Origin of the sequence: Neobacillus niacini, assembly GCF_000759675.1 — a bacterium.
Classification (GTDB): Bacteria; Bacillota; Bacilli; order Bacillales; family Cytobacillaceae; genus Neobacillus; species Neobacillus niacini_A.
This window is the reverse complement of sequence record NZ_BAWM01000001.1, coordinates 46803-72783: the sequence shown is the minus strand read 5'-3', so window position 1 is coordinate 72783 and position 25981 is coordinate 46803. Positions and strand designations below refer to the sequence as shown.

Sequence of the window (25981 nt, the reverse complement as noted above, 5' to 3'; positions counted from 1 at the left end):
AACCGATTGGTTGGGCTTTTACCTTTGGTATTGGTCTAGAATGGAAAAGAAATCTTTTAAAAATTCATAGAAAAGCCTAACCGTAGGGAGCAGCTTGCGTTCTATTGGGATAATGACTCCGACCGTGCGGCTAACTTCAGGCTCCATAACCGGTATCTTAACAGTAGAACGAGGGAGCCCATCTACCAATGTAATTTCTGGAATTAATGTAATTCCCAGCCCAGCTGATACCAATCCTTTTATCGAATCTATATCTTCACCCTCGAAGGACACTTTCGGCTGGAAGCCAAGCTGTCCGCAAGCATTTACGATGATATCCCTTAAAATAAATCCTTTGGGAAACAGGACGAAGGAATCCTCCCGTAATTGACTTAATTTTATTGACGGTGAGTCAGCAAGAGGATGGCTTAAGGGCAGTAGGGCAACAATATTATCTGTAAAAAGAGTCGTACCCGCCACCTTTTTCTCCTGTTTTGGTACAGGACCAATCAATGCCATATCGAAATCACCATTGATCACACCCTCAATCAACTCATTGTAGGACCCCTGTTTCAGTTGAAATTTCACCTGATGATACCGATCTCGGAAGGCTGAAATCGTTGTTGGCAGTGTATAAGAGGCTAGACTGCTCGGAAAACCAATTCGAATCGTCCCTTTCATTGGGTCTAAGTATTCTTCAATTTCTCGTTGTGCCTCATCAATTACCTTCATCGCCTGTTCCATATGCTCTAGAAACATCTGTCCGATCATGGTCAGTTTGACATTTCGTCCCTCTCGGATAAAAAGATTAACACCGAGCTCTTTTTCCAGGTTAAAAATTTGCCGGCTTACAGCTGATTGTGCCACATGCAGTGCCATTGCTGCCTCGGTAACATGTTCACGCTTGGCCACTTCCATAAAGTATTGGATTTGTCGTAATTCCAAAGAGCCCACCTCCATTCATCTCATTTTGAGATGAATGTTATCTATTATTAATATTGTTTAGATTATTATTTAATTATAAAATATTTCATATCAATAATCGAATAATTTAAAAAAAACAAATTCCTATTAAAGAGGTGGATAGCTTGAAAACAATTGAACAGCTAAAACAAGATAAACAAGGTAATGCACTTCATTATGTGGATGAAGTGTTTAATACGGTAATGTGTCGAAACCCTTTTGAATCTGAGTTTCACCAGGCAGTTAGGGAAATCTTTGACTCACTGATTCCTGTTTTTACAAAACATCCCAAATACATGGAGCACAGTATCCTTGAAAGAATCGTAGAGCCTGAAAGAGTCATTTCCTTTCGCGTTCCCTGGGTTGATGATAAAGGAAAAGTTCAAGTAAACCGCGGCTTCCGTGTCCAATTTAACAGTGCTATCGGTCCCTATAAAGGCGGATTACGCTTCCACCCATCGGTGAATGCGAGCATTATTAAATTCTTAGGTTTTGAGCAAATCTTTAAGAATTCACTAACTGGTCAGCCTATTGGCGGGGGAAAAGGTGGATCTGACTTTGACCCGAAAGGTAAATCAGATGGAGAAATCATGCGCTTTACTCAAAGCTTCATGACGGAGCTTTACCGACATATTGGACCTGATGTCGATGTACCAGCAGGAGATATCGGCGTAGGCGCTAGAGAAATAGGCTATATGTTTGGACAATATAAGAAAATCCGCGGCGCTTATGAAGCAGGGGTGTTAACGGGTAAAGGTCTTGGATATGGCGGCAGTTTGGCACGCACAGAAGCCACTGGTTACGGTACCGTTTACTTTGTAAAAGAAATGCTTGCAGACAAGAATCTCAGCTTTGAAGGAAGTACAGTTGTCGTTTCTGGTTCAGGAAACGTTTCTATTTATGCGATTGAAAAAGCAACCCAATTAGGGGCAAAGGTTGTTGCTTGCAGCGATTCAAATGGCTTTGTCTATGACCCAACTGGCATTAAGCTTGAAACTGTCAAACGAATTAAAGAAGTAGAACGTAAAAGAATCAGTGAATATGTCCTCGAGCATCCAGAAGCTCAGTACTACGAAGGCTGTACAGGCATTTGGTCGATTCCTTGTGATATTGCTTTACCATGTGCAACTCAAAATGAAATCGACGTGACAGCAGCAAAAACCCTCGTTTCCAATGGTGTAAAAGCTGTTGGAGAAGGCGCTAATATGCCATCCACCCTTGAGGCCATTGAGGTATTTTTAGAAAGTGATATTTTATTTGCCCCTGGGAAAGCAGCAAATGCAGGAGGCGTAGCGGTGTCCGCACTAGAAATGGCGCAAAATAGTCAAAGACTTTCATGGACATTTGAAGAAGTCGATGCGAAGTTGCACCAAATTATGATTAACATCTATCGTAACAGTATGAATGCTGCAGAAGAATATGGTTATCCTGGCAACCTTGTTGTCGGTGCCAATATCGCCGGCTTCTTAAAAGTGGCTGACGCCATGATTGCACAGGGCGTTATCTAAAATAAAAGGGGTGCTCTGGTTTTGGAGCACCCCTTTTATTTATGCACTTTTCCAAAGCCAATTCTTGCCTTCAGCCATTCTTGAAACCATCATACCCGCAACATTATCTCCGCTTGCATAGCATGGTTGCAGGTGGGTCGATTAACGTAGAAATCGCCGCGATGATTGGCAGTGCCTCAGGCGGGAATCCAAATAAACTTAGGATTAACAATTCCCCAATCATACCTCCGCTTTGAATGGCTCCCATAACGGCTCCAACTAAAAGGGAGACACAAATAATTAAGAAAAAGATTCCAAACATCCAGCAAAAAGGAAAACGATAGTTTTTATATTTTTCCATTTTGTGATTACTCCTCTCCTCTTCCTACTCTTATCCTTATCTATAGAATAAAAATTATTATGTCTGCTTAGTTTTTCTTCTGCATTTTTTATATTTGAAGTATATTTAAAAGAGTTTCATAGAAACATTCATCAGATTTTAAGAATAAATGCCTTCCTGCTTTGTAAAATGTTACAAACCGATCTTCAATTTTTTTCGTTTATTTATTTAAAGAGATCTGGAACTAAAAAAAGGGAGACCTAATCATGCAAAACAAGACCGATACTGAATTAATGCTACTCATCAAAGAAAAACACCGTCCAGCTCTTGAAGAGATCTATGATCGTTACATAAAGCTTGTCTATTCCTTTATCCTAAAATCGACAAGAGATCAGGAGAAAACACGAGTGATTGTCCAATTAGTCTTTACACGACTATGGACAACCGAGTATGGGTATAACCCGGAAAAGGGACAATTTGTTAATTGGCTTCTCACGATTACCCGTAATATCACTATTGATTACCATCGGAAGGAAAAGAGAGATAACGCTCTTATCTCATTTCAACAAGAGCAATTAGAATGCATTCCTGATAGCTCCAACAATAGTCCAGAGGATATCGTCACACGAAAACATATCCGCGATCAAGTCCAAAGAGCGCATCAGTATTTATCAAAAAGCCAAATCCAGCTTATCCAAAGTTTATATTGGGAAGGGTACACACTTAGTGAAATTGCAGAAATGAATAAGGAACCCATAGGAACGATAAAGAGCAGGCTTCATCAAACACTAAAAATATTAAGAAATCATTTAGTTTTGGATATGGGGGAATGAAAAATGAGCACACTTAATAGCTGTTCATTTTCCGATGAATTAGTCAGTTATTTAATCGGTGAAGGATCAATTGAAGAAAGAAATGTTATGAAGAAGCATCTATTAACCTGTTCTTCTTGTCGTAAAGATTTAGAAGAACTTCAGGAGGCATGGAATTTGATTCCATACAAATTAGATGATGTCGATGTTCCCTCCAATTTAAAAGAAGAAGTCATGAATAGTATTTTTCCAGTTAAAAAAAGCCCTGCACCTGCTGTTAAATCGAAAAATCCCAGGAAATGGTTAAACGAATTTAATCTCTATGGATGGGCAGCTGCCGTATTCTTCCTAGCCTTTGTAGGTGTAACTTGGAGCCATATTATTACCAGTAATCAGTTGAAAGAGGTACCAAAACAGGTTCAAACCCCAACAAAGGTACTTCAAGTATTTTCCTTAAAATCAGGTACACCATCTAACCAAGATACACAAGGAAAGGCATGGCTTTATCAGCAAGGCAACAAAAAACAGTTAGTTTTTCAGCTGCAAGGTCTTGCTGATACAAAGGGTACTGAGGCCTATCAGGTCTGGCTAATCCATGAGGGAAAAAGAAGAAGTGCAGGGGTATTCCATGTAGATGAACAAGGGAATGGTGTCTTGACCTATGAGTTAAGGGAAAAAGATGAATCTTTTGAAGCCATTGGAATCTCACTTGAACCAGACGCCAATGGCACTCAGCCTCGCGGACAAAAAGTTTTAGGGACCTAATGCTAAAGGCCGATGACTCATAGGAATCATCGGCCTTTAATTATATTACTATTTAGGTGAGGTGATGAACCAGCCGACTGGCGCTCCTCCAACCGGATGGGTTAGAGTTCTCCCTTCGATGACGGATCCTCCATTATTATTTGCAATCGTTCCATCTGTTCTATAATTATAATAAATGCTCCCTTTATTTACATCCTTATCTTTGTAACTAAATGTAACAGGTTTATTAAAGGCACCTAATATTTCGTTTGTTTCCAAATCGATGACACGAAAGGCAAAATTCATAATGACCTTTTCTCCTTCAGGAGCAACAGCTTGAAAATGTTTATTGTTACCCTCGAGGACTTGAAAGAGAACGTCATGATCAAAGGCCCCTTCTGGTATTTGAATTTTAATTCCGCTATGACTAATTTTTTCAGCTTCCCCTGCATTTATGACCTTTTCTGCTACAACATCTTTAAAGCCAAACTGTGTAAAATCTGTTGCTGCTGCAACCATACCACCAAACAAAAACATTGAAATGATTGATAAACCGATGACGACCTTTAAACGTAACTTCATTCCCATTCAGCTCCTTCGAATTCCTTTTTTGGACTTACACCTAAGGAAACGATGAAGTCGATAAAATGGTTTGATAAAACTTAAATTTTTTTATCTTTTCTAAATTGTCTTTGATAAGTCCGAATAAGTTAAGAAAAGAAACGTTTTTTGTCCTATATTAAGCAAAAGTTTCCTAATAGAAAACATTTTTATGTGCTATAATGGTGCAAAAGTTTTTTAATAGACAACAAAAGGGGAGAGATAAATGGAGATAACCTTACTTTCCATTCTAGGATTAGGGTTTGTACTCGGAATCAAACACGCCATTGAGCCGGACCATGTCATTGCTGTATCCACTATCGCCAGTCAAAGTAAAAAGCTATTGCGTTCGTCTTTAGGAGGGGTGTTTTGGGGGATCGGTCATACAGCAACATTATTTATCATTGGCATTGTGCTTATTCTTATGAAAGGTGAAATTCTTGAAAAATGGGCCATGTCTTTAGAGTTTTTAGTAGGAATTATGCTAGTTTATCTTGGTATTACTACTATTCTTTCCTTTAAAAATATTCATGTACATAAGCATGAGCAAAATGGTGCGTTACATAATCATGTCCATTCTCATGATCATAGCGGCACACATGAACATCATCATCAGCATAAAAAAGTTTCTTACCTAAAATCTATGTTGATTGGCTTAGTTCACGGTCTTGCCGGAAGCGGTGCAATGGTCGTTTTAACGATGAGTACAGTAAATAGTGCCTGGGAGGGAGCTATTTATATTCTGATTTTTGGAGCCGGGACCGTTATCGGAATGCTTTTCTTTACTACTTTAATTGGAATTCCGTTTGTGTTTAGTGCGAAAAAGTTTAGTTTAAATAAAGCCCTTACCCAAGTTACAGGTGTGATTAGTACTGGGTTTGGTATCTATTACATGTACAACTTAGGAGTAACAGAAGGCTTATTTAAACTCTGGATTCAATAATGAAATGAAAATGGACCCAAACATTCGGGTCCATTTATCTATTTATTCATACTGGCTAGAAATCCACCCAGCAGGTCATCTAAATCAAGCTCTTCCTCAATCTCTTTTTCCTCAACCAAAGGTTTCGCATTATCCCAATCAAATTCATCTAAATCATCATCCATATCGGATAAATCGATAGAAGCAGCACTTTCCTCTACAGCACTACCCTCATCTGGATAAGATCTTATTTCAGGTTTCTCGGGAAATACTTCTTCTTGAAGGTATAAAGCTTCATCAATATCGATTGAACTGCTATTTAAACTTGCTAGCAGGGAAGTAGAACGAACAGGATCGGATATTAATTGATAGATAATACTTCCTAATAACGCCTCAGAATGCTCGTGCTTTAACCAGTCACGTTGTGCTTTTGTTAGCTTTTTCGGCAGCGGGACGGTAATCATCTCACGCTCTCTTGCATTTACGTTACCGACACCTTCCATCACAAATTCAGCAATTTTGCTTGAAAAATTTCTTCTTTCGGTTTCCTTTAATTTTTGCAGCTGCTTAATTAGATGGTCAGGTGTGTCAGAAGGGACACGAAAGGAAATCGCCTGTCCCCGCTGAATTTCATTTGAACCTGCCTTTTTCATATCATCACCCTATTAATTGGTAACAGGTTTTTTAGTTTGTTCAGGCTTTTGTTTCTCTGATTTTCTAACGAAATCCATGATGAGCTTATAATAAGCATTTGCCATCATCCAAATACTTTCTTTTTCATCTTCAAAGAAATCAATATTAAAACCATCGAGATTATTATTTAATGTTTTAAGATAATCCTTTAATACGGTAGCCCCGCCACCAACAAAGTAGCAGATTTCTGTTTGGGAATTCTTTGACCAAACATTTCGTAATAAACGATATTGTTTCTTTGCTAAATCTAGTAGAATGCGGTCTGTTATATCGTGAACACTGGTCCTGCTTCCTTTAACCATGATATGATTTCGGTCATTTTTCTTCGTGATGATTTCAACAACATCGCGACGGCTGTCTAGTTCGACACCATGCTTTGTTCTAATCTCTTCACGGATTGCTTCCAATGATTCTGAAACCCCAAGATTAAAGCCTTGTGCTTTATCATCATCCACATTTCGATTTTTAATTACGGCGATATCCGTTGATAATCCGCCAATATCTTGAATCAAGATACGTTTATCGATTAAGTCTTTATTAATGATTTTTGAGTTATTGTCCATAACAAGGTTAATATAAGCCGCAAATCCTTCAGGATATACCTTTATCTCATCAAACTTGATATTTACCTTTAAACCTTGATACTTAGGTGTGACAAGAAACTCAACTTGATGGACAGATCCAATTAATTTTGAACGATAACCTGCGTCCTTTCCTTCCTTAACTTCACGAAGGGGGAGTCCTGTTCCCAGCGTATAGTTCGCATCTATGACATTTTTCGTTTGGCGGAAATTATTTTTATTTCCTTCCTTTACGGCATCCAATGCCAATGTAGTAAAGAGAAGAACTAACGTTTGGTCTTCTTCAGACTTGCTGCTTCCAGGATCTAATTCAGTTCCATTTGGACTTTTGGTTGCGAGATTCCCAACACGATAAATAGCATTATTATCCTTCAAAGCAGGGGAGTGGACTCTTATATGAATACCATCAAGAGGATTTTTGTCATCTAATTCTTCAATTCCAATTACAGGGCGGTCTTCCGTATCCCTGGCAATAATATTAGGAATATTTAGCTCATATTCCATTTCTCCAAATATCGCCTTAATCGAATCATTCCCAACATCAATAGCTGCAATTCTAGTATTATTCAAAATTATCATCCTTTCATTCTCTTAATTTAAGATGTTAATGAAGTTATGTATCTAACTACTCTAAGAGTATAGGAGTTTAATAGATTCTTCAATAATGAAGACTAAAAGAAATGAAAGTGTAAAATTGTAAACAATACGTAATCGTTGTACACACTCCTGTTTACAACGTATACAAAACCGTACACATAGCGGTATATCAACAGGTTTACATGTTTGTATACATGTAAACATTTTTGTAAACGCAATGTATACAAGGTTGTAAACAAGTGCACAATTATCGTAAACACGTATACATATTTCGTATACAAAAAATAGACCCTCAATCGAGAGAGTCTATTCCTGCTCCGTACGTTTTTTTACCTATTAGTGTAGGTTCAAATAAATAATAGGTAAATGTAAAAATGTATTAATTGATGGCTCCGTGATTGTAATGAAGTCATATTTAAGACTCTTTAAAAAATAGGCTGGGTTAAAGCAAAATGTTGATATTGGCACTCTGTTGATTTGCGCGCACCGCACAAAGAAAATGCTATCGCATTTTCTTCGTGCGGTGCTTATTCTTTGAAGCTTATTCAATGTCCTGCGGGAGGACGGGGCAGGGAGCGCAAATCAACAGACAAAATTTAACACTGCCAAAAAATAAAAAACCCGCATAATAACCTTTGTTAGCGGTCATCATGCGGGTTTTCCTGTGTGCTACTATTACTTTTTGATTTTCTTTTTTTGAGATTCCTTTTTCAGTTTAACTTCGTAAGTAAAGTCAACTGGATTTCGGCTATCTACAGGGGCTGCATAGGATGTAATCATATAGTTCTTTCCGTCTTGGAATAACTGTCTTAAAGTTAATGCATTCTGTTCAGTAACATTAAACGGATCAACAGTGATTACTTTGTAATTCGTTTTAGCACCCTTTTTATTACCAACTTCTTTTTCGTTAATAAACGTCACAGTGTAATTAACGTATTCACCAAGAACCTCTTTCATTGATTTAAATGCGTCTGTAGAGCTGCCATCATTACTATAACCTATTTCAGGAATTTCAATATTATCAATAAACCAGCCAGTATCAGTGTGACCCCAGTCTGTTAGGTAACGGAAGGAAACCAATACCTTTTGACCAGCATACTCACTTAAATTAAACGATTCATCTTGCCAAATTTTTATATTACCAGTAAATCCTGGTAAGTTTTCTTTGATTTTCGGATAACCTCCTTCGACAATGTCACTGCGGGTATTTTCATTTGCTAAGCTCTTCCAAGTCTTACCGCCATCAGTTGATACTTGAACCACTCCAAAATCCCATTGCTCTTCGATATCAAGATAATTGTCAAATTTTAATGTTGCTTTATCGACCCCAGAAAGATCCGCTTCAAAAATTAAAGTATTATCCGCTTCGTCTCCCTGATTTCCCCATAACACTTGATTACCTGAACCGAGAGGATCAGCCACTGATTTCCAAGAAATTGGTAAGAAATCTACTCCATTAAAGGCAATACTCTTAATTTTATCCTGGAAGTCTAATACCTTAAAATCACCGCCCCATGCTGGAACGCCTTCTTTTTCAAATGCTATTGCTTTCTCATAATTTACTGTCATGCCACGTTTCGTACCAGCTGCATCAACCGGTAACCCTCGAAGGTCAATACTGTCTATATTATATAATCCTTTACCTTCTTCACTAGAGTCTAACGCTACTGCAGTAATAAAGTTTTGATAGAGCTTTGTGAAATCAAGCTTAGAGCCAAATTCCTTTAAGGCTGCATTAACACCGTTAATTCCATTTTCTTTATTTACCGCTAAGGCACGAATGAAATCTTTACCGAGCTTGTCATTCATGTATAAGTTAAATAATTGTACCTGACCATAGTCAGCAATTGTTTCTGGTCCTGTCGCTGCACCTACATGTTCATCCCAAGCAACTAATGAATTTTCTGGATGATCTAAGTAGAAATTAATCGAACCAGCATCATGACCATAGCCGCCAAGGACTTCAGAGAATGTAGATAAACCCTCGTTAACCCATGATTCTTCATCACCATCATTGTCTGCTTGAATTAAGTGCTGCAACTCATGGATAGTAGTTCCGAAGAATGTTGACTCTAACCGAGTCTCCCAGCTGTTTGTATCAATTGTAATGATATTTCTATCAATATAGTTCTCTAGTGTTTGCCAGAAGAAACCTGCTACAAAGAATGGATACGTAGGGTCTTCATAATTTTCATCTTGTATGTTATCTACTAACATGATTACTTTATCGCTGCCTCCATAATACCCCTCTGGAAGTCCAACCATTTCAGGTAAAGGAGAATGCGAACCATCAAGAGCATCTGGTGTTCCGAAGAACTCTGTAGCCTTAGGATAGATATTACTATCAAATTCATCACGTAGTTTATCGACTTGTTCTTGTGTTACAACATGTGCAGGGCGTGGATCACCTTGTGGAAAGGATAAGTTATCTGCTACCCAAATTTCAACATTTTCTCCTACACTGCGAAGTGTAAACTGTTTAAAAGCTAAGTTCCTATTTAAAAACAATTTTTTCTCTCCAACTGATGCAAAAGTACTACTATTTCCTGAATCTCCTCCTGAATCACTATCTTCATTAATATTAATTTGTGCAGCTTGTTCCTTAATTTTCTTTTCAGCCTTTTGTAAGTATGTAGTGTCTTTTGATAATTGGTTTAACTGTCCATCAATATCAATTCGATCACCGTAGCGCTCTACATCCCAGTTTGGAGCTGTTTTGGCCTCTACCTTGGTCCCATTACTAGCAATAGGAGCTAAAAGTGATAGAGCCAAAGCACTGGCAGATAAAACAGATAATAATCTTTTCTTCTTCAAATGTTTTTCCTCCTTTATATATATAGTGTTGCTAAATAATCGTAACATACCAAATATTCACAATAAATAGTTTTATAGTTACAAATTCATACAAAAAATGTCATTTTATTTACCTTTTTTAGGTAAAAAGATACAAATTTAGGCATTTAGACAAAATACCACCATGCATACTTGAGGAATACTACTAGTCAACTGATAATTTTGAGAGAGATTATTTCCCGAATTTAAGACATAGTTTACTTTTATCAGTACATCCTAAGGAAAAGTATGTCAACAGGAGGAAGAATTGTGAATGTAGATGATATTATCATTGCACGGGAGAAGATGAAGGGGATTGTCCATACAACACCTTTGGACTATTCTAAAACTTTTAGTCAGCTTTCTCATAATGAAGTACATTTAAAACTTGAGAACCTCCAAAAAACTGGCTCATTTAAAGTGAGAGGTTCTTATAACAAGTTAATATCCCTATCAAAGGAAGAGCTAGAGAAAGGCGTTGTGGCTGCCTCAGCAGGCAACCATGCTCAAGGTGTAGCTTATTCAAGTCAAATGCTTGGCGTAAATTGTACGATTGTGATGCCAAAGGGTGCACCCCTTAGTAAGGTGCTCGCTACAAAGCAATATGGGGCAGAGGTCCTCTTAGAAGGGGCTACATTTGATGATGCGCTTGCCTATGCTTTAGAGCTGAGAGAACAAAGAGATGCTACCTTTATTCATGCCTTTGATGACGATTCTGTCATTGCAGGACAGGGGACGGTAGGTTTGGAGATACTGGATCAACTTCCAGACGTAGAGGCTATTATATGCCCTGTAGGAGGCGGTGGGCTGATTGCAGGTGTTGCACTCGCCGTGAAAGAAAGGAACCCCCATATATCCGTCTATGGCGTTCAGGCGCTAGCCTGCCCCAGCATGAAAACATCTTTAAAAGAAAAGAAGCCCATAATGGTAGATTCCACACCAACCATGGCAGATGGAATTGCTGTTAAAAAACCTGGGCAGAGAACCTTTGAAATCATTCAAAAATATGTCGATGATATTTTTTGTGTGGATGAAATGGAAATCGCAAGAACGATGCTAATGGTTTTAGAACGAAACAAACTGTTAGTAGAAGGTTCTGGTGCCTGTTCCCTGTCGGCACTACTATATGAAAAAGTAAAAATGAAAGAAAAGAAAGTTGTGGCTGTTTTAAGCGGTGGAAATGTTGATATGAATTTTATTTCGAGGATTATTGAACGCGGTTTAGTCGAATCAGGACGGTATGCTACTTTTACGATAACCTTAAAGGATAAACCAGGTGAGCTTCAAAAGGTTTTAAGCTCATTAACAGATTTAGACGCAAACATTCAAACTGTTAACCTCAATCGAATGGGCAAAAATATTTATCCGGGATATGCTGGTTTGGATATTTCTGTAGAAACAAAAAATAACGAGCATATTGATATGCTGTTTAAAGTCCTAAAAGAAAAAAATGATATTGTCGAAATGACACATTTCTAGACGTAAAAAAGAGTGTTGATTCGTCAACACTCTTTTTTACAACTGCTTATTTTACTTTTTGCTCATTTTGATATCTTTCAAATTCCTTTGCCGTACAACGTACAAAATGACCTGGCGTAACTTCTCTAAGCTCAAACTCACCATCTGTGTCATGTACAGTAGGATCATAATTAATACGTTTACGTGTGCGCTCATATCTTGGATCTGGAAGAGGAATAGCTGATAACAATGATTTTGTATAAGGATGAATAGGATTATTGTATAATTCATCACTTTCTGCTAGTTCTACCAAGTTACCCATATACATAACGCCAATTCGATCAGAAATATATTTAACCATTGAAAGGTCATGAGCAATAAACAAGTACGTTAACCCACGTTCTTTTTGTAGTTTTTTTAGCAGATTGACTACCTGCGCCTGAATCGACACATCCAATGCAGAGATAGGCTCATCGGCAATAATAAACTCAGGATCAACTGCAAGCGCTCTTGCGATACCAATCCGCTGTCTTTGCCCACCACTAAATTCATGTGGAAAACGAGTAGCATGCTCTTTATTTAGACCAACGGCTTCTAGTAATTCTTCAACTTTTTGCTTTCGCTCAGCTTCGTTTTTTACTAGCTTATGAACGTCTAGACCCTCAGCAATAATATCCAATACCGTCATTCTAGGATTTAAGGATGAAGACGGATCCTGGAAGATCATTTGCATTTTTCGATTAAATTTAAGCAATTCAGATTTATTTTTCTTCCCGTGAACATCTTCACCGTTAAATTTAACTTCTCCGCCAGTTGCATCATAAAGTCGGATGATGGTTCTGCCTGTTGTCGACTTTCCACAACCAGACTCACCAACTAGCCCAAAGGTTTCCCCTTTATACACATCAAAGCTAACACCATCAACAGCTTTAATTGTATTCTTTTTGCCAACAGCAAAATGTTTTTGTAAATTTTTCACTTCAAGTAACTTTTCTCTTGTCACCGTTTTCCACCGCCCTTAGTGCCTGTTTGAGCAAAACCTTGCATCCTGTGTTTAACGGCAGCCGGTGGCTCAATTTTAGGTGCATCTTCATGTAAAAGCCATGTTGCCGCATAATGTGTGTCAGAAACTTTAAACATTGGCGGTTCCATCACTGTATCAATTTCTAAAGCAAATTGATTTCTTGGAGCAAACGCATCCCCTACAGGAGGGGTAAGCATGTTAGGCGGGCTTCCAGGTATAGCAAAAAGCTCTTCGTCAGTGCTATCCAATGTAGGCATGGAGCCTATCAATCCCCAAGTATATGGGTGCTTAGGGTTGTAGAAAATATCATCTACTGTCCCAATTTCTACGATTTTTCCAGCGTACATAACTGCTACACGGTCCGCAACGTTTGCTACAACACCGAGGTCATGCGTAATAAAAATAATCGCACTATCCGTTTTTTGTTGAATACTCTTCATCAATTCTAAGATTTGAGCTTGAATGGTTACGTCAAGAGCAGTAGTTGGTTCATCTGCGATTAAGATTTTAGGATTACATGCTAATGCAATCGCTACTACCACACGCTGACGCATACCGCCAGAAAATTGGTGTGGATATTGATTAATACGTACATCCGGTCTTGGAATACCAACAAGAGTTAGAAGCTCAAGCGCTGTTTTTCTTGCTTCTTGTTTGTTCATATTTTGGTGCTTTATTAGACCTTCCATAATCTGGTTTCCAATTTTCATTGTCGGGTTTAGAGACGACATTGGATCTTGGAAAACCATAGAAATGTCTTTTCCGCGAATTTTTTGCATTTCCTTGCTTGTTTTTTTCGCAAGGTCTACTCCCTCAAGGAGAATTTGACCTTCTTTTATAAAGCCATGTGGTTCTGGAAGGAGTCTCATAATCGCATTAGAGGTTACTGACTTCCCGGATCCAGATTCACCTACAATCGCCAAGGTTTCACCTTTATTTAAATCAAAGGTAACACCTCGAACAGCATGCACTTCACCATTGTAGGTGTTAAATGATACTTTTAAATCTTTGACTTCCAATAATTTACTCATTTATTAAACACCTACCTTCTTATTTATGCATTTTCGGATCAAATGCATCTCTCAAACCATCACCAACAATATTAAATGCAATCATAAGTACAGAAATTACAATTGCCGGGAACACAAGCATGTATGGATAAAGTCTGAGGTTATCAAACCCAAGGTCAATTAAAGATCCAAGTGAAGCATCTGGAGGTACAATACCTAGTCCAATAAAGCTTAAGAATGCTTCAAAAAAGATTGCTCCAGGAACTGAGAACATTGTGTTAATAATGATAATACCACTGATATTTGGAACCAGGTGTTTTCTAATGATGGTACCATTGGATGTTCCTAAAGTTCTTGAAGCTAAAACAAACTCTTGGTTTTTTAGCTTTAATACTTCACCACGGACAATCCGGGACATACCAATCCAGCCAGTTATCGATAAAGCAATGACAATCGAAATTATACCTGGCTGAAGAACGAGCATCATTAATAGGATAATAACTAGGTTCGGAATACCAACTAAAATCTCAGCAATACGCTGCATGACATTATCGACTCTTCCGCCGTAAAAAGCAGAAATCCCGCCATAAGAGACCCCAATAACAAGGTCAAGTACTGCCGCAACAAAAGCGATGATTAAAGAAACCCTTGTACCTTCCCAAAGCCTTGTCCATTGGTCACGCCCTAAGGCATCACTACCAAACCAGAAATATGTGTCTTTCATATCTTTTGCTTCATAAATACGATAGGTCGCTTTAACTTCAGCAGAATTTCTAGTGCCGTCACCTTTATTAATGACTTCAATATCAATAAACTCTTCTTTATTATCAAATCTTGCATTCGCTTTGGCAGTAGCCTGCTGAACATCTTTCCCTTGGAAAGTTCCAGATAATGTACCATTCAAACCAAGCCAAGAGACATTCTCTAGAACTGGTACACGCGGAGGCATTTTTGCTCTTTTTAAATCCTGATCATCGGAACCAAAATCGTTCATCCACGGACCAGCAATACTCATAATGATAATCAAAAGAATAAGAATCATGCTGAAAACAGCAGGTTTATTTTTGAAAAGTGTTCTTTTTGCATCCTGAAAAAACGTTCTGCTCGGAGTTGAAATTTTTTCACTCGTATCCTCTTTACGTACAAGAGGGACAAATAAATCTTTTGGTATATTATTTAGGTTATTTTTATCCATTTTACTTATTTCCCTCCTGCTAGTCTTATCCTAGGATCAATCAATCCGTATAGGAGGTCAATGATTAAGATAATCACAATAAAGCCAAACGCAAATAACAATGTTGTACCCATAATCGTTGGGTAATCATTTACCATAACAGAGGTAACAAATTGCTCACCTATACCAGGAATCGCAAAAATTTGTTCAATAACCATTGAACCTGTCATCAAACCAACCGCCATTGGACCCAATACTGTAATTAACGGAATAAGTGCATTACGCAATCCATGCTTTAAAATAATTCCGGATTCAGAAACACCTTTAGCGCGCGCAGTAATGATGTAATTGGAATGTAACACTTCTACCATTTCCGTTCTAGTGAAACGTGCAGCCGTTGCCATTGGGTGAATGGCCAAAGCGATCGTAGGCAAAATGGTGTGTTCAAATTCACCCCAAAGAGCCACTGGGAACCAGCCTAATTTTACAGCAAAAACATATTGCAATAATCCTGCAAATACAAACGAAGGAATCGAAGTTCCTATAACCGCAATGATAGTAGATGAAAAATCAATGGGACTATTCCGGAAGATAGAGGCCATTAACCCAAGGAATATTCCCAAGATAGAGCCTACCACTAATGCTTGAAAGCCTAATAGTGCAGATGGCCCGATTCTGTCAAACAAGATCGCTGTAACCGGTGTATTATCAAATTTAAAAGACACACCCAAGTCACCTTTTACAAGTCCTCCAAGATATTTTGCATATTGAACTGGAATTGGATCATTTAGTCCATACTTTTCTAAAATAATTTCTTTTTGTTCTTCACTCAATTTATCTTCTGCGTTTAACGGACTACCCGGCAAAATTTTCATCAGAAAGAACGAGAATGTCGCAATAATAAATAATGTTATTAACATATACCATACGCGACGAAGTAAATATCGAGTCATGTTTGCACCTCCTAAATTTCTCTTTATTATATGTTTTATCGAGTCGATTAAATTTTTGTTATAATCGGAATATTCATGCTCATAAGCCGAAAGAGAGTATATGCTTCAAAAGCATACACTCCCTTCAATTTTTATAATAGCCTATTTTTTACTGATTATTATTCTGCAGCACCAACGCTAGCCCATTTGTATTCGTAAGTTGCTCCGAATGCGTTTGTGAACACGCCTTGTACTTTTGGAGAAACTAATAGAGCACTTGCTCTTTGATATACTGGAGCGATTGCTGCATCTTCAAATAAGATCTTTTCTGCTTTTAAGAAGTTTTTATTACGTGCTTCTGGATCTTGAGCTAAAGTTGTTGCAGTTTCGTTTACTAACTTATCATATTCTGGGTTAGAATAGCCCATTTGGTTGTTCCCGCCATCAGTTAACCAAAGATTCATATAAGTATATGGATCAAGGAAGTCAGGTCCCCATCCAGCAAACTGCATGTCATAATCCATAGCAGTGTCTAATTCTAGACGTTGTTCAAATGGTACTTCTTTTAAAGTTACTTTTAAACCTGGAAGATTAGTTGATAATTGGTTTGCTAAGTATTGGTTCATCATTTTAGAAACTTCAGCGTCTCCGCCAAGTAATTCGATCGTTACTTCTTTAGTTCCTAATTCAGCTAAACCTTTTTCCCAGAATTCTTTTGCCTTTTTAACATCATAAGTTACTTGATCGCCGCTAACTTCGCGGAAGTCTTTACCATCTGGAGTTGGAACAAAATCTTTTGGTACTAAACCATTAGCAACGATAGAACCGTTGTTTAAGATTTCATCTACCAATGCTTGCTTATCAAATGCTCTAGAGATTGCTGCACGTACGTTTACGTTAGCAAGAGCTTTATTTTTAGTTTGGTTTAATTTCAAATAGAATACTGAAGTATCAGGTTCTACTGTGTAATCATCATGTGTTGCGTATTGGTCAACTAGGTCAGAAGATAAACCTGCACGGTCAACTTCACCTTTTTCATATAAGTCAACTGCAGTTTGTGGATCTTTTACTACTACATAATGCATTTTTTCTAATTTCACAGTTTTTGCATCCCAATAAGTTTCGTTTTTAACTAAATCCCACTCTTGAGCAGTACTAGTCCAAGTAGAAAACTTGAATGGTCCGTTTGATAATAAAGTATCAGCGCTAGTTGCGAATGTATCGCCTTTTTCTTCAACAAACTTTTTATTTAATGGTAAGAAAGTACCAAATGTAGTTAGAGATTCAAAATATGGAGTTGCATTTTCAAGTTCAACAACTAAAGTGAAATCGCCATCAGCTTTTACACCTAACTGATCAACAGGAACTTCACCTTTGTTAACAGCAGTTGCGTTTTTAATAACGCCGCCCATCATGTATGGACCATATTCAGATCCAGTTGCTGGGTCAACTGCACGTTGCCAAGCATAAACGAAGTCATTTGCAGTTACAGGGTCACCATTTGACCATTTTGCATCTTCACGTAATGTGAAAGTCCAAGTTTTACCATCATCACTTACTTTATGTTCAGTTGCAATACCATCAGATACCTGTCCTTTTTCGTCAAGTCGGTATAAACCTTCCATTGTAGCACCTAAGAATTGAAAAGCATATTCATCAGTACCTAAAGATGGATCCATAGATGGGATTGTGTCACCATTAATAAAGTTTAATGTCTGTTCTACTTTTGGCTCATCAGCTGGTTTCTTATTATCATCAGCTGTTTCTTTGTCGCCGCCTGAACATGCTGCTAAAAACATGCTTAGCACTAAGCTAAGGGCTAAAAGCCATGCATACTGTTTCTTCATAAAAAAATGACCTCCTATTGTTTTATTTTTCTGTAAATTCCTCTTAAAAAAGAATCTAAGGAAATCATACTATTTTTATACTACTCTTGTAAAGACTAAATATATTAAAGAGTCAAAATATTATTATATCATTATAGATTACAACAACATTACAGTTGATATATCAATACTTTTCATTGTACAAATAAAAAAAAAATAATTCTAAAATAAGAATGCGCTTTCTTTTTTAATAACAAAAAAATGGTTAAAGTATACTTTCTAAGCGTATTAGGTTAAAATACCTTTATTCTTTATTGCATGGTGTAAAATAATATTATGAATGATAAGGTGAAAGAAAATGTTCAAGAACAAATGGAAGTTTTTTATACTCAATCTTTTAATAACCCTTTTGATCTTTTTTATCTTTTCATCAAACTATAATCTCCTGAACTTTATAAATTCATTATTCTATCTTAGCTTTATTTATCTAATCACCGTTTTACTAATGTACACGATTAAAGGTGGTTTTTTTGACGGTGTTACCTTTGGATTTAGAAGATTCAATAGTATCATGTTTAAACGGAATGATTATCTAGAAGAGTGGCGTGATAAACCACTGCCATCCGAAAAATTTAATGCTTCTCTTTATCAACGTCTTAAATTCCAAGCCATTTCACTGCTTGTCCTTTTAATCATTTTACTTATTTTTTACTATATATTGTAAAATAGTTTCTAAAAGTCCTTCGTACGGTTATGCTATACCTATCTGAAAATTATGATTTATCTTACATAAGGGAGAAGTTATCGATGGGGGAAAATCTGATTCAAAAAGTTGGTCAAATTGCAGTTCCAGTAAAAAACTTAGATCAAGCAGTAAATTTTTATAAAGAAAAACTTGGACTGCCTCTTTTATTTACGTCCAATGGGTTAGCTTTTTTTGAATCTAATGGACTTCGTCTTTTGCTAAGTGTTCCTGAATCAGAAGAATTTGCTCATTCGAGCATTATTTACTTTCAAGTGGAAAACATTAAAGAGGCTTATGAGGATTTACTAAGCAAGGAAGTTATCTTTATCGACGAACCACATCTCATTGCAAAAATGGGACAAACCGAAACATGGATGGCATTTTTTAAAGATAGTGAAGATAATACTCATGCGTTGATGAGTGAATTTGAAGTTTAGTTTACCAGCAAAAGAGACCGTAACTAGGGAACGGTCTCTTTGTTATTTCCCTTTAAAACTTAATACCTGCCCATGATTTGAATATTTCGATCCATGCTCTCCTGCATACGTTTTTCAACTACTTCTCTATGAATTGCCTCGTCAAGGGAGAGATCCCGTTTTTTTATGCTGATGGTGAAAAAGAAAATATTTAAGGTCATTGTTTTTTCCTCCTTCTCCTTTATCTAAAATTTTTCATTTTGTTGTTCTCATCTAGATAACGATTGAAACAGGAATACTGTTGGGGAATTATACATTTATTAAAAAACAACTTCCTTGAATTTTCTTGCAGCTTTTCTTAACGACTGTGGCACCTTCAACAAGTTCCTCAACGTTACTAAATGGCTGATATTGATTGGTAACAATCGCAATAGACAACGATACAAGTGCTATTTTTTCCTTAACACCTTGACGATTTTCAGTTATTACATATTTTTGTGAAAGGTGATTAGAATTGTAGAACTGTTCAACGCTCCGGTCGAAATCATTTATAATTGCCTCGCAAATGGATATAAAATCATAATGATTTAATACCGCAATAAAGTCGTCTCCGCCAATATGTCCTAAAAATATCCCTCTTTTGTCAAAGGTTTTCTTTAGCAAGTCTGCTGTAGCTTGCAGCAGTTCGTCACCTTTTTTAAAACCATATGTGTCGTTATAGGCTTTGAAATGATCTAAATCAAAATATAGGATACTGAACTTGTCCTGTTGGATGATTTCTTTTAGTTTATCCTCTATGATGTGGTTTCCCGGCAATCTAGTCAGGGGATTTAAAAAGCTTGCAAATTCTGCTTGAACCTCAACCAACTTCATTAGTAATCTTTGTATACTTACAATCCCAATATACTTATCTTCCTTTGTCACAATGACATAATCGTACCGATCCTCTTCCTTCCGTTCCATTGCTAATTTACTTACTTCTGTAATGGATTGAAAGTAATCGACAATTAGAGGTTCATTATTTGCTATTAATTCTATAGACCTGCCCATATATAGATTGTAACCATATAAAGTTCCCATTTTTTGATAAAAATGGGTTCTTGTTATAAGGGATATTGGAGTCTCTTCATTTACAACAACAATCCCATGTATCTTCTTATTCTCACTAAATATCGTATCTACCTCTTTACTAATACCATATAGAGAAATACAGGGAACTGGTTCTGCAATATCACCAATATATACTGCCATATTTTCACCTTCTGTCTATGACATTCTTAAAAAATCAAATGATTATCCATGGGGGTGAATATTAATAAAAAGCAATGAAGTTCTCTGGTGCATAGTATCTCTTAATCTATCAATATAGCGTTTAAGAGAAATATTTCTACAAAAGCATTCAAAAAAGAACACCTGATTCGATTGGCCAACAAATTCAAAAACATTTCAGTATTCGGAAATTGATTTGTAACTGCAGGGCGATTCAATGCTTCATAGCCTATTGTTTCTCCTGAATCTAATTTTAAAATTGACTGAAAGAATGTATCCAAGCTTTATTTTTTATGATTTTTTGCAGTTCCTTCAACCTTCTATAATATAGAATGTCTTTCTTCCTTCTGGTATTTAAGTACTTTAAATAGGAGTAAAAGTTGTTCTTACCTAGTACTTGGAATAACTGGCTATGTATCTGACTTTCCATTGGCTGCACCTGCTTTGGTAAAATAATTACAATATCTACCTGTATTTTAATTATTTTATGTTGAGGTATTGTAAATTTTACAATGTTTTTTTGTTAACTTTTCCAATCTATCAAGCATAATCTGGTTCCTGTTCTGCAAACTATACATAAAAATCTTGAAGGGGTTATAAAAATGTGGAAGAAATCCGTACTTGTAATTGGAGTCATTTTCAGTATGTTATTCCTAACAATATCTCCTGCCCATGCTACTGAGATTAAACCAAGTAATATTTATGTTGTAAAAGCGGGGGACAGCCTGCCTGATATTGCGAACAAATACAGTATTTCTATAGATGAATTAAAAGTTACAAATGGCTTGCAATCGGATGTATTGATTGCCGGGCAGAAGTTATGGGTTCCGATTCTGTATGAAGTGGGTGCTGGGGATACACTAGGGGATATTTCCTTCACCTTTCATGCCTCAGTCGAGACAATCAAAACTGTAAATGGACTTTCCTCTGAACAGCTTTATACAGGGCAAGTATTAAAGATTACGCCTAAAAGAATGACCATGCAGGGACAGCATATCCTGATGACAAAAGAGGAATTTAAGGATTGGTTATTTAACACGCAAGTGAATCGAGAAATTCGATTAATCCAACAGCATCATACTTGGCTGCCTTCCTACAAACACTTTAATGGTTCCAATCATTTTCGGATGTTAATGGGTATGGAGAATCATCATAAGCAAACAATGGGTTGGACAAACATTGCTCAAAATATTACGACATTTCCAGATGGAAAAGTAGCAGTCTCTAGACCACTAAACATCATTCCCGAAGGTACAATCGGTCCAACAGCTAACTCCGTCGGGATTGCCATCGAACATATTGGAAACTTTGATCTTGGGCATGATGTTATGACAAAGGAACAACAGGAAACTATCGTTTATATCAATGCACTGCTTTGCATTAAGTTCGGGTTAACACCTTCCATCGACAGTATAACATACCACCATTGGTGGCATATGAAAACGAAAGAAAGAGTCTTAGATGCAACAGCAAGTTACAATGTTAAATCCTGCCCAGGTACTGGATTTTTCGGAGGTAATTCCACAACTAGCGCTAAAACATATTTTTATCCACTAATCTCGGATAAGATGGAAGAGATATTAGAATCCAAGTAATAACAAAGAGGAGAGTGCAACTTTCTCCTCTCATTTAATGGACAATAATAGACGGGTTTGTGGTAACACCAGTGATTGGATAGTACTCATTTAAATGACGGATTTGTTCAACATTTGCAGAATCAATAAATAATCTCATTTATTACTCCTTCTTCACTATCATATTAATTTTAATATAAGCTTATTTAGCAAGGATACCATAGTCTTGTTTTATTGGGAAAATTAGCTAATATATCTATTACTATTGTATTATTTCTGAATATTTCATATAATTAATTTTACCACTGTCTCTGCCTTATTTTTCTTTTTGTATTTCTAAATAAAAAGCGCCCCAATTGATTAAATTGGGACACTTTCTATTGTGAAAAGATAGATTACTAATTGGAACGCTCTTCCAGCCAATCGCCAATGGTTGGATAAGTTATTTTTGTAGCTTGGCTGCCAAAGGTAATCGATGTATGCCCAACTGGTAAATTTTTAAATTGCTTATCTTTACTAGAGATGGCGTCCATCAATGCTTCTACTTGATGCGGCTGCGCAATGAGGTCGTTTTTCCCAGCTAAATTAAGCACGTTAGCCGTGATATTTTCAAGGTTGACCTTCTGACCACGAATAACCAGTTCTCCTTTTATCAGTTTGTTTTGTTGATAAAAGTCTCTAATCCACTGACGGTAAGCTTCACCTGGGAATAGAATACCGTCGTTTAACCATTTTTGCAATAGTTTAAAGCTCTTGATGAACTTTTCATTATCTGCCCGTTCATAAAGACTAATATATGGCCCATAGTTCGTTCCCATTGGATTGATCATTTTGTTTCCAAAGTCAATCATTTCAGGTGGAATAACACCTAGGGTATCTACAACTTTATCAATATTAAAATAGCGTTCATCTAACATCGCACCATAAGAGCCTGTCTTTTCAAAATCAAAAGGACTTGTCATAAAGATAAGATTGCGGATTGGTAATTCAGGGTGCAGCGCTGCAAATGCAGCCGTGATCGTGCCCCCCATGCAATAACCAAGGATCGAAACTTCATCTACATTAGATTTTCTCATTACCTTACGAACTGCTCGTGGTATATAGTCCATAATGTAATCATCTAGTTTCATATTTCTATCTTCGTAACCTGGTTGACCCCACTCAAGGAGATAGACATCAAACCCACGATTAACCAAAAATTCTACTAAACTTCCACCCTTTGTTAAATCCAATATATATGGTTTATTAATGAGGGCATAAACCAAAAGAAGTGGGATTTTATGTTTTTTTGGATTTTCAGATATATAGCGATAGAGCTTCGTTTTATTTCTAGTCCAAATAAGTTCTTTCGGTGTAGGTGCTACTTCCGGCTCGGCTTCTGTTGTTAACACTTGATTTGCCCTTATTGCACGTTGATACATCTCTTTATATTGTGGAGGTGTGAATTCAAGCAAATCATTCCAATCGGTTGGCATAAGTACGCTAATGACTGTTCACTCCTTACATGATTTATTTACTCTGTCAATATATTAAAAAATTCGTACCTTCATGACACTTACATGTAAAGTCCACCGTTAATATTTAACTGCTGACCTGTAATATAGTCACCATCTTTACATAGGAAAACCACACCACGAGCTATTTCTTCCGGTTTACCTAAACGTTTTTGCGGTACTTTTTCAACGATCCCTGCAAGAACTTTTTCAGGAATGGCTTGGACCATCTCGGTTCCAATAAATCCTGGGCAAATCGCATTAACGGTTACATTACTTTTAGCAAGTTCAAGAGCAAGAGATTTCGTGTATCCAATTAGCCCGGCTTTTGCTGCAGCATAGTTAGTTTGTCCAAACCCTCCAGCTTGTCCAATAATAGACGAAATATTAATGATACGGCCAGCATCTGATTCAAGAAGATAAGGTAAAGCTGCAGATGTATTGTTGTAAACACTGTTTAAATTAACATCAATTACTTTTCTCCAATCTTCTTCGTTCAATTTTTTAAAGGTACTATCTCTTGTAATTCCTGCGTTATTAATCAAGATGTCTAATTTGCCATAATGATTGATCGTTTCTTGTACAAGGTATGTAGCTTCATTACTTTCTGAAACATCTGCTTGAACTGCGTATGCATCTCCGCCAAATTCATTTATTTCAGCAACAACTTTATCTGCTAGTTCTTTGCGGATATTATAGTTAATGACAACCTTCGCGCCATTTTTAGCCAATTCCAATGCAATCGCTGCACCGATTCCTCTGCTGCCACCTGTTACAATTGCTACTTTATCTCTTAATTGTGTCATTATTTTCCACCCCATAGATAGTAGTTGTTATAAAATAAGCCTGCTAGTTTACTAATTTACTTGGTTATAAAGACTAATAAGTAATGCGTTTTCTATTTTATTTTTTCTGGTGATTTTAACAAAGTAAGGATTTGATTCAATTTATTATCTAAACTCTTCATATCCTTTTTTAAATTCGACAATTCTGTATTAAATGATTCCTGAAATCGATTATTTTCCAAATTCTCTTCCAGTCTTTCCTCTAAATCATCAACTTTTGCATCCACATTAACAATGAGCGAAGAAATGCTCGCAATGTCATTTCGAGATGGTACATTCATAAATTCTAAGTACTTTAACGTTGATTCATCAATCATTTTTTTAAATTGAAGATTCATCTCCAAAATTTGCCCCATGCCTTCAGCAGGGAAATCCTTGCTCATTTTTTCATCAAATAATTTACTGGACTGGGAATAATAATCCTTCCACATATCATAAAAGTTAAAGCCTTGGTTCATGTTATTTTCCTCCTTATTATTTGTTGACGTATTCATCATACTAACTATATGGGAATAATTAAAGATTAAATATTGAAAATTATCAAAATAGTTTTCTTCTTTTATTGACAAAATCCTCTCTTTTTTGCAAATTACAATATGAATTTAATCGGAGTGATAAAATGGGAAACTTAATCATAATAATGGCAAAGGTGGAAATACTTTTGTTCAGTTTGTGATTTCTTTACTTATTTGCCATGGGATGCTCAAGTGTAGTTGTTCTAATCAGAAAAGCAAAAAGTGAGGCGATTCTATTGAGTTTTAGTGAAAAAATTGTGTTAATTACAGGCGGAGCACAGGGGATTGGAAAAAAAACTGCTGAAAAATTTCTTCAAGAAGGGGCAAGTGTCGTAATATGTGATTATGATGAATCGGCGGGTAAAGCAACAATAGAAGAATTGAAGAATGAAAAAGTTGAGTTTTTTAAAGTGGATGTAACGGACAGCACCCAGATCGAGCATATGGTAGGTTCAATTGAAGATAAACATGGGAGAATTGATATACTAATTAACAATGCCGGAATTACGCTTGATGGATTTCTAACAAAAATGGAGGATTCGGATTGGGAAAAGGTCATTTCTGTAAACCTATCAGGTGTTTTTAAATGTACGAAGGCTGTAGTCCCCATCATGTTAAAACAGGGGGCTGGCGTCATTCTTAACGCGTCCTCCGTCATTGGATTATACGGGAATATTGGTCAAACTAATTATGCTGCAACAAAAGCGGGGGTCATTGGACTGACAAAAAGTTGGGCAAAAGAATTTGGACCTAAGGGAATTAGGGTCAATGCAGTAGCCCCAGGTTTCATTGAAACAGGCATGACTGCAGCCGTACCTGAAAAGGTACTTCAATTGATGAAGGAAAAAACCCCTCTCAAGAAACTTGGGAAACCAGAAGATATTGCCTCAGCCTACCTATTTTTGGCTTCAGATCATGCCAATTTTATAAACGGAGCCATTTTAAGTGTTGATGGCGGCTTAGTTATTTAGCAGCAAGTGAGGGAGAAAATCATGATTTTCTCCCACTTTTTAGTAATGTTTGTTTATATTACAGTTTTCTCTCCGATATTGAATTGACTTGTAGCAGATTTACTCATCCATATTCAACCTCCAACCCACTCTGTGAAGTATATATATTGCAATAGCTTTACTATTTGTCAGCAATTAGC

Annotated in this window: 25 protein-coding genes and 1 pseudogene; 9 read left to right on the top strand and 17 right to left on the bottom strand. The window is 36.8% G+C overall.

Features of this window, described 5'->3' with window-relative positions:
- Positions 1–18: 18 nt before the first annotated feature.
- Positions 19–924: a LysR family transcriptional regulator gene (locus tag TR08_RS00320; protein ID WP_045514709.1), complete on the bottom strand. Its 906-nt coding sequence runs from the start codon at positions 922–924 to the stop codon at positions 19–21.
- Positions 925–1067: 143 nt separating this feature from the next.
- Here TR08_RS00320 and gdhA point away from each other — a divergent pair, with 143 nt between their 5' ends.
- Positions 1068–2450: an NADP-specific glutamate dehydrogenase gene (gdhA, locus tag TR08_RS00315; protein WP_081954299.1), complete on the top strand. Its 1383-nt coding sequence runs from the start codon at positions 1068–1070 to the stop codon at positions 2448–2450.
- A gap of 39 nt (positions 2451–2489) precedes the next feature.
- On the opposite strand, the pseudogene TR08_RS00310 reads toward gdhA, so the two are convergent.
- A pseudogene (locus tag TR08_RS00310) lies at positions 2490–2754 on the bottom strand (cation:dicarboxylate symporter family transporter); the annotation flags it as partial.
- 281 nt (positions 2755–3035) lie between these two features.
- Here TR08_RS00310 and TR08_RS00305 point away from each other — a divergent pair.
- A complete protein-coding gene (locus TR08_RS00305; RefSeq protein WP_045514696.1) occupies positions 3036–3602 on the top strand; it encodes an RNA polymerase sigma factor in 567 nt (188 codons plus the stop codon).
- A 3-nt stretch (positions 3603–3605) separates the two neighbouring features.
- Positions 3606–4346 carry an anti-sigma factor gene (locus tag TR08_RS30125; RefSeq protein WP_052427311.1) on the top strand — a complete coding sequence of 247 codons (741 nt, stop codon included), beginning with the start codon at positions 3606–3608 and terminating at the stop codon, positions 4344–4346.
- Between the two features lie 48 nt (positions 4347–4394).
- Here the strand turns inward: TR08_RS30125 and TR08_RS00295 are convergent, their stop codons facing one another.
- The gene (locus tag TR08_RS00295; RefSeq protein WP_045514693.1) at positions 4395–4907 is read right to left on the bottom strand and encodes a hypothetical protein; all 513 of its coding nucleotides are present in this window, start codon (positions 4905–4907) and stop codon (positions 4395–4397) included.
- Between the two features lie 244 nt (positions 4908–5151).
- On the opposite strand from TR08_RS00295, the gene TR08_RS00290 reads away from it, so the two are divergent.
- A complete protein-coding gene (locus tag TR08_RS00290; RefSeq protein ID WP_045514683.1) occupies positions 5152–5868 on the top strand; it encodes a HoxN/HupN/NixA family nickel/cobalt transporter in 717 nt (238 codons plus the stop codon).
- A gap of 38 nt (positions 5869–5906) precedes the next feature.
- Here TR08_RS00290 and TR08_RS00285 read toward each other — a convergent pair whose 3' ends face one another.
- The 3 genes from TR08_RS00285 to TR08_RS00275 form a co-directional block, all read right to left on the bottom strand.
- The gene (locus TR08_RS00285) at positions 5907–6500 is read right to left on the bottom strand and encodes a hypothetical protein (protein WP_045514681.1); all 594 of its coding nucleotides are present in this window, start codon (positions 6498–6500) and stop codon (positions 5907–5909) included.
- Between the two features lie 12 nt (positions 6501–6512).
- Entirely contained in the window at positions 6513–7691 is a 1179-nt protein-coding gene (locus TR08_RS00280; protein WP_152597306.1) for a ParM/StbA family protein, read from the bottom strand.
- Between the two features lie 702 nt (positions 7692–8393).
- Positions 8394–10532, bottom strand: a complete 2139-nt coding sequence (locus TR08_RS00275) for an immune inhibitor A domain-containing protein (protein WP_045514677.1) — start codon at positions 10530–10532, stop codon at positions 8394–8396.
- Between the two features lie 285 nt (positions 10533–10817).
- Here TR08_RS00275 and ilvA point away from each other — a divergent pair, with 285 nt between their 5' ends.
- Positions 10818–12029 (top strand): threonine ammonia-lyase, encoded by a 1212-nt coding sequence (gene ilvA / locus TR08_RS00270; RefSeq protein WP_045514824.1) that lies wholly within the window; start codon positions 10818–10820, stop codon positions 12027–12029.
- A 46-nt stretch (positions 12030–12075) separates the two neighbouring features.
- On the opposite strand, the gene TR08_RS00265 is transcribed toward ilvA, so the two are convergent.
- From TR08_RS00265 to TR08_RS00245, 5 genes are all read right to left on the bottom strand, one after another.
- Positions 12076–13011, bottom strand: coding sequence for an ABC transporter ATP-binding protein (locus TR08_RS00265; RefSeq protein WP_045514662.1), 936 nt, complete (start codon positions 13009–13011; stop codon positions 12076–12078).
- Entirely contained in the window at positions 13008–14063 is a 1056-nt protein-coding gene (locus TR08_RS00260) for an ABC transporter ATP-binding protein (protein WP_045514660.1), read from the bottom strand. The genes TR08_RS00265 and TR08_RS00260 overlap by 4 nt, the downstream gene beginning before the upstream one ends.
- A gap of 19 nt (positions 14064–14082) precedes the next feature.
- Complete coding sequence (opp3C, locus tag TR08_RS00255; protein WP_045514658.1) at positions 14083–15237, bottom strand: oligopeptide ABC transporter permease; 1155 nt, start codon at positions 15235–15237, stop codon at positions 14083–14085.
- Positions 15238–15242: 5 nt separating this feature from the next.
- Entirely contained in the window at positions 15243–16169 is a 927-nt protein-coding gene (gene opp3b / locus TR08_RS00250; RefSeq protein WP_045514655.1) for an oligopeptide ABC transporter permease, read from the bottom strand.
- A gap of 158 nt (positions 16170–16327) precedes the next feature.
- Positions 16328–17995 (bottom strand): peptide ABC transporter substrate-binding protein, encoded by a 1668-nt coding sequence (locus TR08_RS00245; protein WP_045514652.1) that lies wholly within the window; start codon positions 17993–17995, stop codon positions 16328–16330.
- A gap of 337 nt (positions 17996–18332) precedes the next feature.
- Here TR08_RS00245 and TR08_RS00240 point away from each other — a divergent pair, with 337 nt between their 5' ends.
- Positions 18333–18698 carry a DUF3899 domain-containing protein gene (locus tag TR08_RS00240; RefSeq protein ID WP_045514650.1) on the top strand — a complete coding sequence of 122 codons (366 nt, stop codon included), beginning with the start codon at positions 18333–18335 and terminating at the stop codon, positions 18696–18698.
- A gap of 83 nt (positions 18699–18781) precedes the next feature.
- Complete coding sequence (locus tag TR08_RS00235; protein WP_045514647.1) at positions 18782–19156, top strand: VOC family protein; 375 nt, start codon at positions 18782–18784, stop codon at positions 19154–19156.
- Positions 19157–19215: 59 nt separating this feature from the next.
- Here TR08_RS00235 and TR08_RS30635 read toward each other — a convergent pair whose 3' ends face one another.
- The gene (locus tag TR08_RS30635; RefSeq protein ID WP_081954298.1) at positions 19216–19356 is read right to left on the bottom strand and encodes a YrzI family small protein; all 141 of its coding nucleotides are present in this window, start codon (positions 19354–19356) and stop codon (positions 19216–19218) included.
- A gap of 88 nt (positions 19357–19444) precedes the next feature.
- Positions 19445–20386: a GGDEF domain-containing protein gene (locus TR08_RS00230; RefSeq protein WP_045514645.1), complete on the bottom strand. Its 942-nt coding sequence runs from the start codon at positions 20384–20386 to the stop codon at positions 19445–19447.
- 620 nt (positions 20387–21006) lie between these two features.
- On the opposite strand from TR08_RS00230, the gene TR08_RS00225 reads away from it, so the two are divergent.
- Complete coding sequence (locus TR08_RS00225) at positions 21007–21999, top strand: peptidoglycan recognition protein family protein (protein ID WP_081954297.1); 993 nt, start codon at positions 21007–21009, stop codon at positions 21997–21999.
- A 34-nt stretch (positions 22000–22033) separates the two neighbouring features.
- On the opposite strand, the gene TR08_RS31715 is transcribed toward TR08_RS00225, so the two are convergent.
- The 4 genes from TR08_RS31715 to TR08_RS00210 form a co-directional block, all read right to left on the bottom strand.
- Entirely contained in the window at positions 22034–22138 is a 105-nt protein-coding gene (locus TR08_RS31715; protein WP_152597305.1) for a transaldolase family protein, read from the bottom strand.
- A gap of 238 nt (positions 22139–22376) precedes the next feature.
- Positions 22377–23453: a class III poly(R)-hydroxyalkanoic acid synthase subunit PhaC gene (gene phaC, locus TR08_RS00220; RefSeq protein WP_045514643.1), complete on the bottom strand. Its 1077-nt coding sequence runs from the start codon at positions 23451–23453 to the stop codon at positions 22377–22379.
- A gap of 80 nt (positions 23454–23533) precedes the next feature.
- Positions 23534–24277, bottom strand: coding sequence for a 3-oxoacyl-ACP reductase (locus TR08_RS00215; protein ID WP_045514641.1), 744 nt, complete (start codon positions 24275–24277; stop codon positions 23534–23536).
- A 92-nt stretch (positions 24278–24369) separates the two neighbouring features.
- Positions 24370–24774 carry a hypothetical protein gene (locus TR08_RS00210; RefSeq protein WP_045514633.1) on the bottom strand — a complete coding sequence of 135 codons (405 nt, stop codon included), beginning with the start codon at positions 24772–24774 and terminating at the stop codon, positions 24370–24372.
- A gap of 293 nt (positions 24775–25067) precedes the next feature.
- Between TR08_RS00210 and fabG the strand changes: the two genes are divergently transcribed.
- Positions 25068–25802: a 3-oxoacyl-[acyl-carrier-protein] reductase gene (fabG, locus tag TR08_RS00205; RefSeq protein WP_045514631.1), complete on the top strand. Its 735-nt coding sequence runs from the start codon at positions 25068–25070 to the stop codon at positions 25800–25802.
- Positions 25803–25981: the final 179 nt, after the last annotated feature.

Bases quoted from the DNA above. Each gene is read 5' to 3' on its own strand.
- TR08_RS00305 (WP_045514696.1), top strand. From the start codon at position 3,036: ATGCAAAACAAGACCGATACTGAATTAATGCTACTCATCAAAGAAAAA.
- TR08_RS30125 (WP_052427311.1), top strand. From the start codon at position 3,606: ATGAGCACACTTAATAGCTGTTCATTTTCCGATGAATTAGTCAGTTAT.
- TR08_RS00295 (WP_045514693.1), bottom strand. From the start codon at position 4,907: ATGAAGTTACGTTTAAAGGTCGTCATCGGTTTATCAATCATTTCAATG.
- TR08_RS00290 (WP_045514683.1), top strand. From the start codon at position 5,152: ATGGAGATAACCTTACTTTCCATTCTAGGATTAGGGTTTGTACTCGGA.
- TR08_RS00285 (WP_045514681.1), bottom strand. From the start codon at position 6,500: ATGAAAAAGGCAGGTTCAAATGAAATTCAGCGGGGACAGGCGATTTCC.
- TR08_RS00260 (WP_045514660.1), bottom strand. From the start codon at position 14,063: ATGAGTAAATTATTGGAAGTCAAAGATTTAAAAGTATCATTTAACACC.
- opp3C (WP_045514658.1), bottom strand. From the start codon at position 15,237: ATGGATAAAAATAACCTAAATAATATACCAAAAGATTTATTTGTCCCT.
- opp3b (WP_045514655.1), bottom strand. From the start codon at position 16,169: ATGACTCGATATTTACTTCGTCGCGTATGGTATATGTTAATAACATTA.
- TR08_RS00245 (WP_045514652.1), bottom strand. From the start codon at position 17,995: ATGAAGAAACAGTATGCATGGCTTTTAGCCCTTAGCTTAGTGCTAAGC.
- TR08_RS00240 (WP_045514650.1), top strand. From the start codon at position 18,333: ATGTTCAAGAACAAATGGAAGTTTTTTATACTCAATCTTTTAATAACC.
- TR08_RS00235 (WP_045514647.1), top strand. From the start codon at position 18,782: ATGGGGGAAAATCTGATTCAAAAAGTTGGTCAAATTGCAGTTCCAGTA.
- TR08_RS30635 (WP_081954298.1), bottom strand. From the start codon at position 19,356: ATGACCTTAAATATTTTCTTTTTCACCATCAGCATAAAAAAACGGGAT.
- TR08_RS00230 (WP_045514645.1), bottom strand. From the start codon at position 20,386: ATGGCAGTATATATTGGTGATATTGCAGAACCAGTTCCCTGTATTTCT.
- TR08_RS00225 (WP_081954297.1), top strand. From the start codon at position 21,007: ATGTGGAAGAAATCCGTACTTGTAATTGGAGTCATTTTCAGTATGTTA.
- TR08_RS31715 (WP_152597305.1), bottom strand. From the start codon at position 22,138: ATGAGATTATTTATTGATTCTGCAAATGTTGAACAAATCCGTCATTTA.
- phaC (WP_045514643.1), bottom strand. From the start codon at position 23,453: ATGCCAACCGATTGGAATGATTTGCTTGAATTCACACCTCCACAATAT.
- TR08_RS00215 (WP_045514641.1), bottom strand. From the start codon at position 24,277: ATGACACAATTAAGAGATAAAGTAGCAATTGTAACAGGTGGCAGCAGA.
- TR08_RS00210 (WP_045514633.1), bottom strand. From the start codon at position 24,774: ATGAACCAAGGCTTTAACTTTTATGATATGTGGAAGGATTATTATTCC.